Annotated in this window: 16 protein-coding genes; 10 read left to right on the forward strand and 6 right to left on the reverse strand. The window is 63.3% G+C overall.

What is annotated here, in order from left to right:
• Positions 1-175 precede the first annotated feature (175 nt).
• The gene (locus CCR95_RS26490; RefSeq protein ID WP_201097952.1) at positions 176-385 is read right to left on the reverse strand and encodes a cysteine-rich CWC family protein; all 210 of its coding nucleotides are present in this window, start codon (positions 383-385) and stop codon (positions 176-178) included.
• A 104-nt stretch (positions 386-489) separates the two neighbouring features.
• Positions 490-678, reverse strand: coding sequence for a c-type cytochrome (locus CCR95_RS20500; RefSeq protein WP_242523385.1), 189 nt, complete (start codon positions 676-678; stop codon positions 490-492).
• Positions 679-891: 213 nt separating this feature from the next.
• On the opposite strand from CCR95_RS20500, the gene cbiB reads away from it, so the two are divergent.
• From cbiB to CCR95_RS20515, 3 genes are all read left to right on the forward strand, one after another.
• On the forward strand, positions 892-1,848 hold the full coding sequence (gene cbiB / locus CCR95_RS20505; RefSeq protein ID WP_201097954.1) for an adenosylcobinamide-phosphate synthase CbiB: 957 nt from the start codon (positions 892-894) through the stop codon (positions 1,846-1,848).
• Positions 1,849-2,043: 195 nt separating this feature from the next.
• Positions 2,044-2,817 (forward strand): P-loop NTPase family protein, encoded by a 774-nt coding sequence (locus CCR95_RS20510; RefSeq protein WP_242523386.1) that lies wholly within the window; start codon positions 2,044-2,046, stop codon positions 2,815-2,817.
• A gap of 85 nt (positions 2,818-2,902) precedes the next feature.
• A complete protein-coding gene (locus CCR95_RS20515) occupies positions 2,903-3,934 on the forward strand; it encodes a hypothetical protein (RefSeq protein ID WP_201097955.1) in 1,032 nt (343 codons plus the stop codon).
• Between the two features lie 102 nt (positions 3,935-4,036).
• On the opposite strand, the gene CCR95_RS20520 is transcribed toward CCR95_RS20515, so the two are convergent.
• The 3 genes from CCR95_RS20520 to CCR95_RS20530 form a co-directional block, all read right to left on the reverse strand.
• A complete protein-coding gene (locus CCR95_RS20520) occupies positions 4,037-5,686 on the reverse strand; it encodes a ParA family protein (protein WP_201097957.1) in 1,650 nt (549 codons plus the stop codon).
• Positions 5,667-6,203, reverse strand: a complete 537-nt coding sequence (locus tag CCR95_RS20525) for a hypothetical protein (protein ID WP_201097959.1) — start codon at positions 6,201-6,203, stop codon at positions 5,667-5,669. Before CCR95_RS20525 ends, CCR95_RS20520 begins: the two co-directional genes overlap by 20 nt.
• 157 nt (positions 6,204-6,360) lie before the next feature.
• Positions 6,361-7,326, reverse strand: a complete 966-nt coding sequence (locus tag CCR95_RS20530) for a metallophosphoesterase family protein (RefSeq protein ID WP_201097961.1) — start codon at positions 7,324-7,326, stop codon at positions 6,361-6,363.
• A gap of 131 nt (positions 7,327-7,457) precedes the next feature.
• Between CCR95_RS20530 and CCR95_RS20535 the strand changes: the two genes are divergently transcribed.
• Together CCR95_RS20535 and CCR95_RS20540 are read left to right on the forward strand one after the other, a co-directional pair.
• Positions 7,458-8,447 carry a serine/threonine protein kinase gene (locus CCR95_RS20535; protein WP_201097963.1) on the forward strand — a complete coding sequence of 330 codons (990 nt, stop codon included), beginning with the start codon at positions 7,458-7,460 and terminating at the stop codon, positions 8,445-8,447.
• 226 nt (positions 8,448-8,673) lie between these two features.
• Positions 8,674-9,015 (forward strand): TusE/DsrC/DsvC family sulfur relay protein, encoded by a 342-nt coding sequence (locus CCR95_RS20540; protein WP_201097965.1) that lies wholly within the window; start codon positions 8,674-8,676, stop codon positions 9,013-9,015.
• A gap of 104 nt (positions 9,016-9,119) precedes the next feature.
• On the opposite strand, the gene CCR95_RS20545 is transcribed toward CCR95_RS20540, so the two are convergent.
• Positions 9,120-9,575 (reverse strand): hypothetical protein, encoded by a 456-nt coding sequence (locus CCR95_RS20545; protein ID WP_201097967.1) that lies wholly within the window; start codon positions 9,573-9,575, stop codon positions 9,120-9,122.
• A gap of 275 nt (positions 9,576-9,850) precedes the next feature.
• Between CCR95_RS20545 and CCR95_RS20550 the strand changes: the two genes are divergently transcribed.
• The 5 genes from CCR95_RS20550 to CCR95_RS20570 are packed head-to-tail and all read left to right on the forward strand — an operon-like array spanning position 9,851 to position 15,076.
• Complete coding sequence (locus CCR95_RS20550) at positions 9,851-10,291, forward strand: hydrogenase expression/formation C-terminal domain-containing protein (protein ID WP_201097969.1); 441 nt, start codon at positions 9,851-9,853, stop codon at positions 10,289-10,291.
• Positions 10,292-10,307: 16 nt separating this feature from the next.
• Positions 10,308-11,417 (forward strand): hydrogenase small subunit, encoded by a 1,110-nt coding sequence (locus tag CCR95_RS20555; protein WP_201097971.1) that lies wholly within the window; start codon positions 10,308-10,310, stop codon positions 11,415-11,417.
• Positions 11,414-12,076 (forward strand): hypothetical protein, encoded by a 663-nt coding sequence (locus CCR95_RS20560; protein ID WP_201097973.1) that lies wholly within the window; start codon positions 11,414-11,416, stop codon positions 12,074-12,076. The genes CCR95_RS20555 and CCR95_RS20560 overlap by 4 nt, the downstream gene beginning before the upstream one ends.
• Positions 12,073-13,353, forward strand: a complete 1,281-nt coding sequence (locus CCR95_RS20565; RefSeq protein WP_201097975.1) for a (Fe-S)-binding protein — start codon at positions 12,073-12,075, stop codon at positions 13,351-13,353. Before CCR95_RS20560 ends, CCR95_RS20565 begins: the two co-directional genes overlap by 4 nt.
• Positions 13,346-15,076 (forward strand): nickel-dependent hydrogenase large subunit, encoded by a 1,731-nt coding sequence (locus CCR95_RS20570; RefSeq protein ID WP_201097977.1) that lies wholly within the window; start codon positions 13,346-13,348, stop codon positions 15,074-15,076. Before CCR95_RS20565 ends, CCR95_RS20570 begins: the two co-directional genes overlap by 8 nt.
• Positions 15,077-15,396 lie beyond the last annotated feature (320 nt).

Raw genomic sequence — 15,396 nt, forward strand, 5'->3', positions numbered from 1 at the left:
AGGCGTTTATGATGATCTGGACTCAAGTGTAAGGGCTGCCGATTGCGGCCTGCTGCCGGTGAATCGGCTGGCGATTATAGCGTCGCGAGACGCCTGCTGGCGTGTTCCGCGCGCGGCGCGGATTGAACCGAGGCCAAAGGAGCGCGCGTTCCCGAGCGCTCGCTGCGTCGCCCCTTTATTGCGCCATTCCGCACGCACCATCGACCATGGCGTTCAACTCCCGCAAGCACTTCGGACACAGACAGCCCGCGTACTGTTCGCGGATGACGTCAAGCGCGTCCGGGTTCAGCGGGACGCTCATACAATCGCATAACTTGACGCGGTGCGCCTTGCATGCGAAGGAGCGTCCACAACGTGGGCAGACTCTGATCTGATCGTTTTCCATGGTGTTCTCACGTCCGATTCTAAGCCGCGTCAGTCGCAACGCTGGTTGGCGTGAACGAGTCTAGGACAAATTTGCGAAACCATGCGTGCCGTGCCGGATGCGATTTAACGCAGTCGCAGGAAAGCGGTCAAATCGGCGATTTCCTGGTCGGTCAGGTCGACCTTGGGCATCTTTGCCTCGGGGAGGGCCGCCATGGGATCCTTGAGATAGAGACGGATCCAGGCGGCGTCGCGCTTTGCCGGTAGAATGATGAGCGAGGTAAAAGCGAAAAACAGCCATTTGCGAGTTTTCATCGGCATCGGTCCGTCTGCTGCTTCACACTCAATACTAGTCCAACCCAGGCGATCGCCAAGCGACTCGCCAATCCCGATGGCGACTGACCGTCCCCTGAAACCCGGCATTGGCGATTGCAATCCGCCTTTCCGATCGAGGCCCCGCATGCTGCTCGAAGAGTCCGACCTGTATCGCCCGCACCGACGGGGACGCCCTCTGTTTTTTGCACGCAAATGGATCTGACCGGACACCTCACGTTGATCCTGGCCGCCTGTCTGCTCGATGCGGTCGTTGGCGATCCGGTGTATCGACTGCATCCGATCCGGGTCGTCGGCGCCTGGAGCCTGCTATGGGAACGCGCGCTGTTCACCGTCGGGTGGAACGGACGCGGCGGCGGGATACTGCACTGGCTGCTGGTCGTCGGCGGCGCGCTCGCGGCCTGGTGGGGGGCGCGGATTGGGCTCGGATGGCTGCATCCCTGGCTGGCGCCGGCCTGGGATCTCTTCATCGCCTACAGCCTGCTGTGCATGCGCGATCTGCTGCGGCACGGCCAGCGGGTGCTCGACACGCTCGATGACCTGCCGACCGCGCGCCAGCGTCTGAGCATGCTGGTCGGGCGCGATACCGCGCACCTGCCACGCGACGGCATCGTGCGCGCCACCATCGAGAGCCTGTCGGAGAACCTGACCGATGGGGTCCTGACACCGCTCTGGGCCTTGTGTCTGTTCGGCCTGCCGGGGCTGATTCTGGTCAAGGCGGTGTCGAGTCTGGATTCCATGGTCGGCTATCGGAACGAACGCTATGGCCGTTTCGGCTGGGCCGGGGCGCGTTCCGACGATCTGATCCATTGGCTGCCGGCGCGGCTCTCGGTCCCCCTGATCGCCATGGCGGCGGCCATCCTCGATCTGCATCCCCGGCTAGCGTTCCGGGCCGCCCGGACTTACCATGCCCTGCTTCCGAGCCCCAATTCAGGCTGGAGCGAGGCCGCCTGCGCCGGTGCGCTGCGGGTGCGTCTGATCGGTCCCATCCGCTATGGCGGGCGGTTGGTCACCGAGCAATACATGGGCGATCCCGACTGGCCGGCGGCTCTCGATGGCGCACATCTGCGCCAGGCACTGCGCCTGATGCTGGTCTGCTGTCTGCTTGCGGTGGGGGTCGGCGTGAGCCTGGGCGCGCTGGTGTGGCGATAGCCGCCCGGATCGCACGGGCGTCCCGGGATGTTGACCGGAGATGTCGCTCTCATAGAGAATCGAGCCAACATTGCTGGGTAAGCGGTTCCAGTCGTTTCTGGCCGGTGTCTTCCGGTGCGGCAAGCCGTGGCCATCCGCGTCGCTCAAGCCACCACTTCAAACTCCTGATCGTTGAATGAGTGATTCCCGCCAATTATGTCGATACACACCGTTTGGATCATGAATGGCAAGGGGGGCGTCGGCAAATCGGTGCTCATGATGGTCTTGTCCTGCCTCTACGATGCCATGAGCCGCCCGCTGCGTCTCATCGATATCGACGACAAGGCCAAGCTGGCCGAATTCGCGGGCCACGATCACGTCCTCTCGCTGCGCATTGGCGCGGACATCAAGGCACTGCGCGCCGACCCTTCGCTCGCCTACAGCTACTGGGATCAACTGGCGGCCGAGATCCTGGAGCGGGATACGGGCGTCGATCTCGGGGCCAACATGGATCGTCATATCCTCGAGTGGGCCGTCAAGTCCGAGCTGGGCGAGCTCCTGAGCGAGAGCGGGGTGAGCATGGATATCTATGTCCCCATCACCGCCGACCCGTTGGCGGTCACCGCGGGCATCGAGGTGCTGGAGTCCGCCGCCAGGGCGTTTCCCGACAGCCGACGGATTCTGGTGCTCAACCGGATCGCCGGTCATTTCAATGCCTATGAGGCCACCCCGGAATTTCATCGCATCGCGGCGATGCGGGCCGACGGACTGATCGTCGTCGGCATGGAGCCCTGCCTGAGCGAGGCCTGGACCGACTTCGAGCGTCTGAAACTGCCGCCTTGGCGTATCCTGCAGATGAATGCCGCCACGGTGGCGCAACAGACCGGACTGGGCATCCTTGCCGCCAAGCGCGCGGTCGGCGACTATGCCTCCTGGATCAAGCAGTTGCACCAAAGCTTCGCATCGCTGGTTCCGCTTCCTCCGGAATGAACGCGGATTGCCGCGGCCTGAAATCCGCATCGCCCATCTGGCGAGCGCCGCTCGCCCGACATCATGAACGCGGCTGTTGCTGTCGATGAATGCACGCTGGCTTGCTCACCTCGATGCCCATATTGCAACCGGCCAGGTCGCCGTGGAGGCCGAAAGCGCGCAACTCCTGAGCGAGTTGCTCAAACTCGAGCCGGAACAACGCTGGTGCCTGCTGTTGAGGCGGGATCCGCGTCTTGCGCGTCTGGTTGCTGTGGATTATCGGCGCCTCTTGACCTTGATGGTCGATCTGGAAGCCAGCGCACTCGCAGCCGCTCCGGCCCCGCCGCAACCCTGCATCACGGATGCGTCGGCCCCACTGGCCTTGCCATACCTCGCGCCGCCCTCGCCCAGGGGGTCGCGGCGCATCGCCTGGCCTCTCGGTTTGTCCTTATTGGCGTTGACGGGTGCGGCAAGCGGGTTGTGGCTGTCGAGCCAGGATGGGCAGCATCGCCTGTCGCGCCTGGGACAGGAGACCCGGACCTGGTGGCGGACGCTGGACGGCGGCACAGGCGCCCATCGGGAGACGGAGGGAACGCGGCCAATCCTCGACAGCGAACGTCAGCGTCGCGCCATGGCGGCCTTCGTGGTGCTTGAGACACTGTCGAGAAAATTCGCCGAGGGTCAGCCCTTCGCGACCGAGCTGGCCGCGCTCAACCGAATCTGGCCGGACCCGGCGCAACTGGCCTTCCTGGAACCGCTCGCCGCGCGGGACACTGCCGAACCGGTCGCCCTTCGCGCGGAGCTGACCCGTCTGAACGCGGAGTTGATCAGGCAGCGCGGCGAATGGACACAGTTGGCGCAATTTGGGCGGGTGAGTCCCGCGGACTATGCCGCGCACATGCAGACCCTGGAGACCTTGCGCGACCAGGCGGACGCGGCGCTGACGCAGGCCAGTCAGGGAGCCTGGCGGGCGGCGCTGGACGCCGTGGCGGAGGTGGAGGATCCCGCGTATCGGAATTGGCGCGAGCGCGTCGCCCGCTGGCTGGAAGCGCGGGATGCCGTCGCGGAACTCGTGCGACAGGCATGGGCGCAATGGACATCCGATCTGCCGGACGTGCCCAGAGCGCCACCGTCATGAGCGGTCTGTCTTGGGGCGTGTCATCCATTCTCGTTGCGTGGGATGTGCATGGAGATCAAGGGCATCTCCATCCCTTGAGCGGAATGCCGCGCAACATCCGCGTCAGCCGGCGTCCTCATCCACGCGGATCACCAGACACCCTTGACCGCGGTTGCGCAGACGCTTGCACCAGTCCGCGGCCGCGCGCTGGCTGTCCCAGCCGATGACGCGCAACCGATAGAATGCGTCGCGCGCGTCGCCAAAACGCGATTGACTGATCACGAGCCTCAGGCGATCGAGCATAACGGCGTGCTTGCGCATGAAGACTTGGCTGTCTTCCCGAACGCGATCCAGCGAACGCCCGGCCAGTACCTGCGCATACCAGCGGTAATCGGGGAGGGGCGGGATCTGAATCTCCACTGGTCCCGCCGCTTGTTCAGGCGCATCGGGCGCCAGGGTCTCCACGATGTTTGTCATCGCAGCGTCTTCGGTGTCATCCCCCATGAACAGCGATTCCCAGGCATCTGGTGTGTATGCCAGCTCCGGTTTGTCCGATGTGTCCACCGTCTCCGGTTTGTCCGGTGCGTCGACCGGCTCCGGTCTGGCCGGTATGCTCGTTTCCATGCTGGATAGCACATGAGTCGGCAACAGGTGTTCGGCACCGGGCAGGAGTCCGTTTAACCCCATCCGCCAGGGCGCCTCCGGCAACCGGAAGTGCAGCAAGAGCGCGACCGACAGGGCCAGAAGCAGCAGGAGCGGCGTTAGAACGCGCGCCCGTCGCTTCGGCGGTTGGGTACGGAAGAGTTCGTCGAACGCAGGTGCCGTTTGCTGGCGCCTGGCCTCCCAGGTCTCATCATAGAGCAGCGACGAAGGATCCATGAGCCAGGCCTGGATGCGTTTGCTCATCTTGTCGCGATCGCGGCTCATGCGCGCCCGGCGCGTCCGGAAAGACCAGCGATGCTCCGGTTGTTGGCGTTCTTCGTGTCTCCATCGCCATTCCGCGGCCAGCTCCAGATAGGCTTGGCTGGCATCGCACGGCAGACAGTGCGCCAATAATGGCAGGCCGCGCTCGCCGGCATCCCTGACCGCATCGTCAAGCGGAATCTCGGTCAGCAGCATGAGAGGCTCATACTCCTGACGCAAGGTTTTGGCCAGCGCCTGAGCGGATGCGCTTGGGGTGCGCCGGACGAGCAGCAGATGCACGCCGAGCAGCGGCTGCTGGAGACCGGCGCGCAAGCGGCCGATGGTCTTGAGGAGGGTTGGGAGACCTTCGATGACACCGGGTTCGCAGGGCACGGGCAACAGGATCCGGTGTGCGGCGGCCAGGGCATTCAGGGTGAGCAGTCCCACGGACGGTGGGCAGTCGATCACGATGAAATCGAAATGGAACGGCAGCGCGGGCAAGGTCGCGAGCGCCTGATGCAGCCGGGTCCGACTGTCGCCGAGCAGGCCCAGCTCGCTTTCGAGACCGCTCAGACCGGGGCCGGCCGGCACCAGAAAGAGATCCGGAATCTCGGTGGCAGTCATCATCTCGCGGGTCAGACTCGCCTCGCGAAGCATGCGTTCCGTGCCGCCGGGCTGGACGCCGGACATCAGGGTCAAGCCGGTCTGTCCATGCGGGTCCAGATCCATCAGCAAAACGGTACGGCCCGCGGCAACCAGTGCGATGGCGAGATTGAGCGCCGTTGTGCTCTTGCCGACGCCCCCTTGCTGGCTGGCGATGGCGACGACCTCCGGCGAGGGGGGCCGCGAATCAGTGCGCGTTCGGTTCATGGCGGTGTCCCTCGCTGGTGGAGGGAATTTCGGTAATGAGACTTTCCAGACCCTGGCGCTTGCGCCCGAGACGCGGCAAGTTCGCTCCGTCAATGGGTCGCGGGAGTTCTTGATCGATGGCCGAGGGTTCAGTCGGCGCCAGATGGCTGTCCTCGACGATCCGCGCCGCGATGTCTGCCTGGAGGCGCTGCCGTGGATCGCCCGCGATCCGCCGCGCGCTCGAAGCCGTCAAGCGTTCGGTCGGTTGTTCGGCGACCGCGTGCAGCAGGGCGGCCTGACGGCGCATCAGTTGCTGACGCGGGGGTGGTCGCCAGACGTCCGGTTCCACCGTGAGCGGGTCGTGAAAACCTTGGGTGGACGCGGCTGACCGCATGGCCCGAGATGGCGGATGTGCTGACAAGCGCTGCCTCGACGCCCGTGCGCGGATGCACTGCGCACGCCAGTGGCGCCATCCCAGGAACAACGCTATGAGCGCTCCTCCCAGCAGGGCGTACAGGATGACGGATGGAATGCTCATCGCGATGGGCGCGCGATCCGAGCGGTGATGGCAGCCAGATGACTATCGCAGTCAGCCTCGAAAGCAGGGCGCCAACGTGAATTCATGTGATGACCCATAGCAAAAAATCGCGTTTTCCGAATCCGCCAGGGTGGCAACTCGGCCGAGTACAATCAAATTATGACTCCCCCAGAGCATCCAGCGACATCGGATACACCTCCTCGATATCAAAGGGCTCGTCCGCGTCCGGGTCGACGCTCACCCAGATGCCGCCGACGACGGGCGAACCCGGTACCTCGGCCCGGACGAAACGCGCAAAGGGCTGGCCGGTGCCGGGATCGATCAGGGGTCGGTCATGCTTGTAACTGTGCGTGTCGCCATGAATCAGCAGGACCGGCCCCGCATACTCCGCCATCAGTTGCACCAGCGCGCGTCTTGTCGCGTCAAAGCCGTGCGGCGAACGGGTCTTGTGAAAGTGCGGATTCGCGTGGAACAGCAGCACCATCGCTCGCGCGCCCCGCGCGTTGGCCAGACGGGTCGCGTGGCGCAGAGCGTCGAGGTTGGCCTTGTCGCGTCGCTCGAACTCGGCTATCGCGGCCGGGTCGTCCTCGCGATAGCCATTGTCGCTGCCGACCACATGCAACGCGACGAACAGCACCTGCTCGCGCAGGAAGGAGTAAATCTCCGGGTAGGTCGAGACGCCATCCCACCGGTCTAGTGGGCTTACACCGAGCGCCGCGAGACGCAGCACCTCGGGATCCTCGAAAAAAACGTCGCGCAACCGCGCGAGCCGCTCGCGCGGATCGAACCCACCGGCCTTTTCGCGATGACAATCGGTCCATTCATTATCGCCAGGCGTGTAGACCACCGGCACGGGCTGGGCGCGGAACAGCTCGGCGATGTCCTTGAGACTGGCGTCGGTGCAGGGCGTGCTGCCGTCCTTGATGTCGCCGATATGGACCAGAAACGGCGTCCGCTGGGTGATCGCGGCCGCGAACAGCCGTTGTAACGGCGGTATTTCGGCCGGTGCATAGGGCGCATCGCCAGTGGCGAAGAAACGCAGGGGCGCGGCGGATACGGGCGTTGTTGCACACCCCAGCAGCACGAGGAATAAGATGTGGAATGGGCGTGAAAAGCCATGCATGTGAGTCGTTACCTCGCGAATGTGGACGCAGGAAAAGCCGATGCATCATGCCCGCCCGCCGGTCGCGGCGCAATTCGCAACGGCTCCGCGCGGGACGGACAAACCACGGGGGCGAGGTATAGAATCCTGTCATGACCACACCCAATCCAACCCCCTATGCCAATCTCACCCCGGATCTCGTGCTCGATGCGGTGGAGAGTCTCGGACTCCTGACCGATGGGCGTCTGCTGGCGCTGAACAGCTATGAAAACCGGGTCTATCAGGTCGGTCTCGATGAATCCACGCCGGTCATCGCCAAATTCTACCGACCGGGACGCTGGAGCGACGAGGCCATCCTGGAAGAACATGCCTTCACCCTGACGTTGGCCGAACACGAGATTCCGGCCGTCCCGCCGTCGCTCATCGATGGTCGCACCTTGCATGCATTCGGCGGCCATCGCTTCTCGCTGACCCCGCGCCGGGGCGGACGCACCCCGGAACTGGAGGACGCGACGGTGCTGGAATGGATCGGGCGTTTCATCGGACGCATTCATGCCATCGGGGCCGTCGCGCCCTTCGCGCATCGCCCGACCCTCGACATCGACAGCTTCGGCACCGAACCGCGCGCGTTCCTGCTGGCCAACGACTGGATTCCGAGCGACTTGCTACCCGCCTATACCAGCGTGGTCGATCAGGCGCTTCAGGGCGTGCGGGCCTGCTATGAACGCGCCGGTTCGGTGCAATACCTCCGGCTTCACGGCGACTGTCATCTCGGCAATCTGCTCTGGACCGATGCCGGACCGCACTTCGTTGACTTCGACGACGCCCGCATGGGTCCGGCGGTGCAGGATCTGTGGATGCTGCTTTCGGGCGAGCGCGGCGAAATGAGCCGCCAGCTTGCCGACGTTCTGGCCGGTTACGAGGATTTTCAGGAATTCGACCCGCGCGAACTGCATCTGATCGAGGCGCTGCGCACCCTGCGCATCATTCACCATGCCGCCTGGCTCGCCCGCCGCTGGGAGGATCCAGCCTTTCCGGCCGCCTTCACCTGGTTCGGCAACCAACATTATTGGCAGAACCATATTCTGCAGCTGCGCGAACAGATCGCGGCCATGGAAGAAGGGCCGCTCTGGTCCGCCTGAGGTTTCCTCGTGTCCTGTGCGCCGTGACCGCGTAGACAAGGGGCGGGTTCGAGAGGCGAGTTGCATCCTGGAAATTTTCGTGCATGCTTTGGGTCGCGGGCGATTGATAATCATCAATTGCCCGCCGATCCAATCGAAACCGATTTTTTAACAGGGAAAAAACCGCCACCGGAAGGCGATAAAACCACCAGCAAGCGTAGACCACCCTCGGGTGGAGGAGCGAAATATGTCCACCATGCAAATCGCGGGACGGGATTTGGCGTTTAACAAGCAACGTCTTCTCGCCAACTTCGATGATTGGAGCATGAGCGTCGCCGAGGCATTGGCGGAAGACGAAGGTCTCGTCCTTTCCGAATGCCATTGGAAAATCATTTACTTCCTACGAGAATACTACGACGCCCATGAGATGCCGCCATCGCCGCGAGTCATCATCAAGGCGATCGGCACGGAACTGTCCGCACACGTCCCCTGCACCCGCAAGCACCTGGAAGGTCTGTTTCCGAATGGAGGCTGCAAGCAGGCTTGCCGGATCTCCGGACTGCCGAGATATTACTGTCATTCCTGCTGACCCTGACGGTTGATCACGCTGCCGGGCGGAGGAGGCAGCCCGCCCGACAGACGGATCCGGGATTGATCCAATCCAAAAACATCGCAGACCGCACTGGACGCGGTTTAATCCAGAAAGGCGTTGGCGAGGGCGTACTGCTGATGCGCCTCGGCGGACTCGGAGGCCGTGTCATCTTCCATCATGGCGCAGTTGACCGCCATCCGTGCCTGGACGGCCGCCTTCCAGGCGCGGTTCTGTCGCTCCGTCATAAGCTCATCCGGAGTCAGCGCGGCGGCGGCGGCGGCGGCAACGAAGTGATCGGCCTGAGCCAGCCAATCGGTATCCTTGCCGCAATCGGTGTAGGTTTTGACGGTATAGGCGCGCGCGGCCTTGAAGGCGTCTTCCAGTTCGCCCGGCGTGACATCGTCCCGTAGACCCGTTGCGATGGCGCGGTGGATGCGCTCATCCCGGCTAAGGCGCAGGATATTCTCGGCAAACCGGGAACCGAGCAGGCGCTGTTGCTCTCCCGTCAGCCGATTGAGTGCGGCACGGAGTTCCTGGTCATTGGTGATTTTAGCCATTCAGGTGGGATCCTCGAAGTAGAAACCACGCGACGACATGATTTAGATGTCCCGCGTCGGATGATCTGTCGATCTCGCTCGATACTCGATAACGCTCACGGTAGTCACGATCTCAACCATTAGGGTAACTCAAACTCGACAGGTGGCAAGCCGAGAGACATTGGAGCTTGCTAATTCTTTAAATTGCTAAAAAAGCCTGCGCCACGTCAACTTCACGATGGTACAAAGAGGCTAAAGTTCTTTGACTTATTCCTGTGATTCAGCATAGGTCAGGCGTGGAACAGCTTTCAGTCACCCTTGGATCGAAGGCGCCTTGCGCTGGCAAGCCTCAAGATCACGGTCATACCCTGCCGATCCTGCATGAAATCCGCCACGCCCTCGAACGCCTGATCGCGACCGGCGAGGAAACCCGCATCGACCTCAATGCCATGCCGTTCGGCCCCGGCGATCTGGACCGTCTGCGGGCCTGGCTGGGAACAGGCGAGGTTCAGGCCAGCGTCTCGGCGATGGGGCTGACGCTGATCCAGGAAACCGCGATCCCCGGCGTCTGGCTGGTGGACTACCAGAATGCCGACTCACAGCGCCTGACGCTGCATATCGAGATCGCTCCCGTGCCGGAGATCCTGCGCCCGCAGCCGCAAGACCTCGCGGAGGCGATCGCCACGCTCGATGCCCGCATGGACGAAGGCCAGAGCAACCCGCCTCGACCGTCCTGACCCTGAAGGAGGGACCATGCCCGTCCGCAAGACCCCCGATAAAACCCTGGGCGAAAGCCTGCGCGACCATGGCCTTTCGCGCCGTGGCTTTCTCAAATTCTGCGCGGCGACCGCTTCCATGATGGCCCTGCCGCCGAGCATGGTGCCGGTGATCGCCGCCGCGCTCGACGCCGCCCGACGCCCCTCGGTGATCTGGCTGTCGTTCCAGGAATGCACCGGCTGTACCGAATCGCTGACCCGCAGTCATGCGCCGACGCTGGAGGATCTGATCCTCAACATCATCTCGCTGGACTATCACCATACGCTCCAGGCCGCCGCCGGGGAGGCCGCCGAGGAGGCCCGTCTCCAGGCGATGGAGGACAACAAGGGCGAATATCTGGTGATCGTGGACGGCTCCATTCCGGGGCCGGATTCGAATCCGGGCTTCTCGACCGTCGCCGGACAGAGCAACTACGACATTCTGATGGAGACGGTGGAGCATGCCGCCGCCGTGATCGCGGTCGGCACCTGCGCCGCGTTCGGCGGATTGCCCCAGGCCAATCCCAACCCGACCGGCGCCAGGTCGGTGATGGATCTGGTCAAGGATAAGCCGGTCATCAATGTCTCCGGCTGTCCGCCGATCCCCATGGTGATCACCGGCGTGCTGACCCATTATCTGACCTTCGGGCGTCTGCCCGAACTGGACGCCTATCACCGACCGCTGGCCTTCTTCGGCCAGTCGATCCACGACCGCTGCTATCGCCGCCCCTTCTATGACCGGGGCCTGTTTGCCGAGAGTTTCGACGACGAAGGCGCCAAGCTGGGCTGGTGTCTCTACCGGCTGGGCTGCAAGGGACCGAGCACCTACAACGCCTGCGCCACGATGAAGTGGAATGACGGCACCAGTTGGCCGATCGAGTCCGGTCATCCCTGTCTGGGCTGCTCCGAGCCGAGTTTCTGGGATGCCGGCGGCTTCTATGAACCTTTGTCCGTCCCGATCACCGCCACGTCCGGTGCCATTCTGGCGGCTGGTGCTCTCGGCGCGGTCGTCGGTGGCGCGGCCACCGTCCTGGCGAAAAAGGAGACCAAGACCATCGTCGCGCATCGCCAGCCGGTCACGGTCGAGGAGTTGGAGGACAAGCTATGAGCGGCTCGATGGAATTTCTGCTATGGACCAAGGGGCCGATGTTCGACATCGCGCTGGCGATCTTCGCCATCGGTCTGTTTGCGCGTCTCGCCGAGATTTTTCTGCTCGGACGCAAGCCCAATTATGCCGAGCCCCGTGCCGGCGAATGGCTGCCGGGTTTGAGGACGGTCTTCACCCGCACCATCGCCGACCCCGGCACCTTTCAGCGCGCCTCTTTCAACGTGGTCGTGGGCTGGGTCTGGCACATCGGCTTCCTGATCGCGCTCCTGCTGTTCGTGCCCCATGCCGAGCTGATCAAGGGACTGTTCGGTATCGCCTGGCCGGCGCTGCCGAATCCGGTCGTCGACCTGGTCACCGCCATCACCCTGATCGCGTTGGTCGCGACCTTGGTGCACCGCTTGACCCATCCGGTAAAACAGCGCATCAGCACCATCGAGGATTATCTGGTCTGGACGGTCGTCTTCCTGGTCGTGCTGACCGGCTATCTGGCCTATCACCGCCTCGTCAACCCCTACCCGGTGGCGCTCGGAATGCACATCCTGATGGCCGAGATCCTGCTGATCATTCTGCCCTTCACCAAACTCACGCACATTTTCACCACGTTCATCGCACGCTGGTACAACGGGGCCGCGTTCGGCCGCAAGGGGGTTCAGTCATGAGCGAGCTGACACTCGAACGGGGCCTAGCGGCCTTTCGCGCCGAGATCGACGCGCCAACTGCGGCCTTCTTTTCAAGCTGCGTGCATTGCGGGATCTGCGCTCAGTCCTGCCCTTTCTATCTGGAGACCGGCGATCCCAAGTACACGCCGATCCTGAAGCTCGAACCCTTGCGCCTGGTCTGGGAAAACGAATTCACCCTCTGGGGCAAGCTCAAGGGGCTGTTCGGACTCCAGCAGAAAGTGACCGATGAGATGCTGGCCGAGTGGGAAGAACTGCTCTACGACTCCTGCTCCATGTGCGGACGCTGCTCGCTGGTCTGTCCGGTCGGTAACGACCTGGCCTATATGATCCGCAAATCGCGCGAGGGCATGGTCCAGTCGGGACATGCGCCGGAAGGTCTGATCGCCGCCTCGGTGCGCGCCATTCAAACCGGCAGCCCCATGGGCCTGCAATGGAAAACGCTGGCGGTCCAGATCAAGCATGTCGAGGACAGCACGGGGATGGAAGTCCCGGTCGACAAGGCCGGCGTCGACTATCTGGTCCTGCTCTCGTCGATGGAGATCATCAACTTCCCCGAGTACCTGGAAGCCATCGCCAAGATCTTCGACCATGCCGGGGTGACCTGGACCCTGTCGACGCAGTGCTTCGAGGCCACCAACGCCGGCATCCAGATCGGCAACAAGGACATTGCCGCCCAGTTGGTCGAACGGGTCGTGGCCGCTGCCGAGAAACTCAAGGTGGCGAATGTGATCAGCCCCGAGTGCGGTCACGCCTACACCGCGATCCGCTGGGAGGGGCCGAATCTGATCGGGCGTCCTTATCCCTTCCGAGTCTTCCACATCATCGAGGTGCTGGACGAACTGCGCGCCGCCGGGCGCATCCAGACCGAGGGCATGGAAAGCGATCGGTTGTCGATGCACGATCCCTGCAACCTGGCGCGCAAGAGCGGCGTTATTCAGCAGCAGCGCAATCTGATGAATCTGGTCGCCGACAACTTCGTCGAGCTGAAGGAGCACGGCAAATTCCAGTGGTGCTGCGGCGCGGGCGGCGGCGTGAGTTCCAACGAACGCGCCGAGCCGCTCAAGTTGGCGGCATTCAAGCGCAAGAAGGCGCAGATCGAGGAGGTCGCGCCGGAGCGCATGGTGACCATGTGCGCCACCTGCCGCACCCAGCTCGAAGAGGGCCTGGAAGAGTTCAACATGGAGATCCCGGTGGTCGGTCTGACCGAAATGATTGCCGACCATCTGGTCGAGAAAGAGGCACGCGAACATGAGTGAACGACTCGTCGTCGACCCGATTACCCGCATCGAGGGCCATCTGCGCATCGAGGCCCAGATGGACGGCGCCAACATCGCCCAAGCCTATAGCTCGGGCACCTCGGTGCGCGGGGTCGAGACCATCCTCAAGGGTCGCGACCCTCGCGACGCCTGGGCCTTCGCCCAGCGTATCTGCGGTGTCTGTACCCTGGTCCACGGCATCGCCTCGGTGCGATCGGTGGAAGACGCGCTCAAGATCGAACTGCCGGCCAACGCCCAGTTGATCCGCAATCTGATGATCGGCGCCCAGTATGTGCACGATCACGTCATGCACTTCTACCATCTGCATGCGCTGGACTGGGTGGACGTGGTCAGCGCACTGAGCGCCGATCCCAAGGCAACGTCGGCGCTCGCGCAATCCATCAGCGCCTGGCCCAAATCCTCGCCCGGCTATTTCGCCGACACCCAGAAGCGGATCAAGACCTTCGTCGAATCCGGCCAGCTCGGGATCTTCGCCAACGGCTATTGGGGGCATCCGGCCTACAAGCTGCCGCCCGAGGCGAACCTGATGGCGGTGGCCCATTATCTGGAGGCGCTCGCCTGGCAGCGCGATGCGGCGAAGCTGCACGCCATTTTCGGCGGCAAGAACCCGCATCCGAACTTCGTCGTCGGCGGCGTCGCCTGCCCGATCGATCTCGAATCGGACTCGGCCATCAACGCCAAGCGGTTCGCGGAAATCCAGAACATCATCCAATCCATGCAGACCTTCGTGGATCAGGTCTATGTCCCGGACACCCTCGCCATCGCCGGTTTCTACAAGGACTGGGGCAGTCGCGGCGAAGGGCTGGGCAATTTCCTCTGTTATGGCGACCTGCCCGGCAGCGGCTTCATGGACCCCGCGACCTTCCTCTTCCCACGCGGGGTGATCTTGAATCGCGATCTCTCGACGATCCACGAAGTCGATCTCCATGACGCGAGCCAGATTCAGGAGTTCGTCGCCCACTCCTGGTACGACTATGCCGACGGCAAGGCGCGGGGACTGCACCCCTACGACGGTGAAACCAAGCTGGAATACGACGCCCGCGGCGGCGTCAAACCGCCTTACGCCCAACTGGATGTCAACGACGGTTATTCCTGGATCAAGGCCCCGCGCTGGAAGGGTCAGGCGGTCGAGGTCGGTCCGCTGGCGCGCGTCCTGCTGCTCTACGCCAATGGCCACGCGCAGACCAAGGAGCTGGTCGAGATGACCCTGTCGACGCTCGATCTGCCGGTGGAAGCATTGTTCTCGACCTTGGGTCGCACCGCCGCCCGCACCCTGGAAACCAAGGTGATGGTCGACGCCATGCAGGGCTGGCAAGACGCGCTGATCGCCAATATCAAGGCTGGCGACACCCGAACCTTCAACGACACCCTCTGGGATCCATCCACCTGGCCTTCCGAGGCACGAGGCGCCGGCTACATGGAAGCTCCTCGCGGCGCCCTGGGGCACTGGATCGTCATCAAGGACGGCAAGATCGACAACTATCAGGCCGTGGTGCCCTCGACCTGGAACGCCGGACCGCGCGACCCGAGCGATCAGGCCGGTGCCTACGAAGCGGCGTTACAGGACAACCACCAGTTGGTCGACGTCAAGCAGCCGATCGAGGTTCTGCGCACCATTCACTCCTTCGACCCTTGCATCGCCTGCGCAGTGCATCTCAGCGATCCGGAGACCGGTGAACAACTGCGCATCAAGGTAACCTAGTGCAACTGTGCGAAAGTCCCAAGACTGTCTCAGGTCGTTGTCGTGGTCTCGACATGGCGAATAATCGACAACGACAACGACAACGACAACGAGAAGGCCCTGGTCTCGGAACTTGAGCAGTTAAGCGCTAGCTGACCGCACAGGGGCTCGATTATCCAACCAAGAGTCGCCAGAGATAGAACAAAGGATTTTTCAGAGCGATTGCTGGCCCCCGATCATCGACAGGCGGCAACTCTTCAGGTACGTTCGTCGCCACCTCAAGATGACGCCGACGTCTTCCCGCCCGCCGTCGCGGGGGATGCCTGGCGATGACTACCCGG

The sequence above is a fragment of the Thiocystis minor genome (assembly GCF_016653465.1).
GTDB lineage: Bacteria > Pseudomonadota > Gammaproteobacteria > Chromatiales > Chromatiaceae > Chromatium > Chromatium minus.

Excerpts from the sequence above, each read along its gene's own strand:
- CCR95_RS20525 (WP_201097959.1), bottom strand. The coding sequence starts at position 6,203 with ATGAGCATTCCATCCGTCATCCTGTACGCCCTGCTGGGAGGAGCGCTC.
- CCR95_RS20500 (WP_242523385.1), bottom strand. The coding sequence starts at position 678 with ATGAAAACTCGCAAATGGCTGTTTTTCGCTTTTACCTCGCTCATCATT.
- cbiB (WP_201097954.1), top strand. The coding sequence starts at position 892 with ATGGATCTGACCGGACACCTCACGTTGATCCTGGCCGCCTGTCTGCTC.
- CCR95_RS20555 (WP_201097971.1), top strand. The coding sequence starts at position 10,308 with ATGCCCGTCCGCAAGACCCCCGATAAAACCCTGGGCGAAAGCCTGCGC.
- CCR95_RS20540 (WP_201097965.1), top strand. The coding sequence starts at position 8,674 with ATGTCCACCATGCAAATCGCGGGACGGGATTTGGCGTTTAACAAGCAA.
- CCR95_RS20570 (WP_201097977.1), top strand. The coding sequence starts at position 13,346 with ATGAGTGAACGACTCGTCGTCGACCCGATTACCCGCATCGAGGGCCAT.
- CCR95_RS20515 (WP_201097955.1), top strand. The coding sequence starts at position 2,903 with ATGAATGCACGCTGGCTTGCTCACCTCGATGCCCATATTGCAACCGGC.
- CCR95_RS20510 (WP_242523386.1), top strand. The coding sequence starts at position 2,044 with ATGTCGATACACACCGTTTGGATCATGAATGGCAAGGGGGGCGTCGGC.
- CCR95_RS26490 (WP_201097952.1), bottom strand. The coding sequence starts at position 385 with ATGGAAAACGATCAGATCAGAGTCTGCCCACGTTGTGGACGCTCCTTC.
- CCR95_RS20535 (WP_201097963.1), top strand. The coding sequence starts at position 7,458 with ATGACCACACCCAATCCAACCCCCTATGCCAATCTCACCCCGGATCTC.
- CCR95_RS20530 (WP_201097961.1), bottom strand. The coding sequence starts at position 7,326 with ATGCATGGCTTTTCACGCCCATTCCACATCTTATTCCTCGTGCTGCTG.
- CCR95_RS20520 (WP_201097957.1), bottom strand. The coding sequence starts at position 5,686 with ATGAACCGAACGCGCACTGATTCGCGGCCCCCCTCGCCGGAGGTCGTC.
- CCR95_RS20545 (WP_201097967.1), bottom strand. The coding sequence starts at position 9,575 with ATGGCTAAAATCACCAATGACCAGGAACTCCGTGCCGCACTCAATCGG.
- CCR95_RS20560 (WP_201097973.1), top strand. The coding sequence starts at position 11,414 with ATGAGCGGCTCGATGGAATTTCTGCTATGGACCAAGGGGCCGATGTTC.
- CCR95_RS20565 (WP_201097975.1), top strand. The coding sequence starts at position 12,073 with ATGAGCGAGCTGACACTCGAACGGGGCCTAGCGGCCTTTCGCGCCGAG.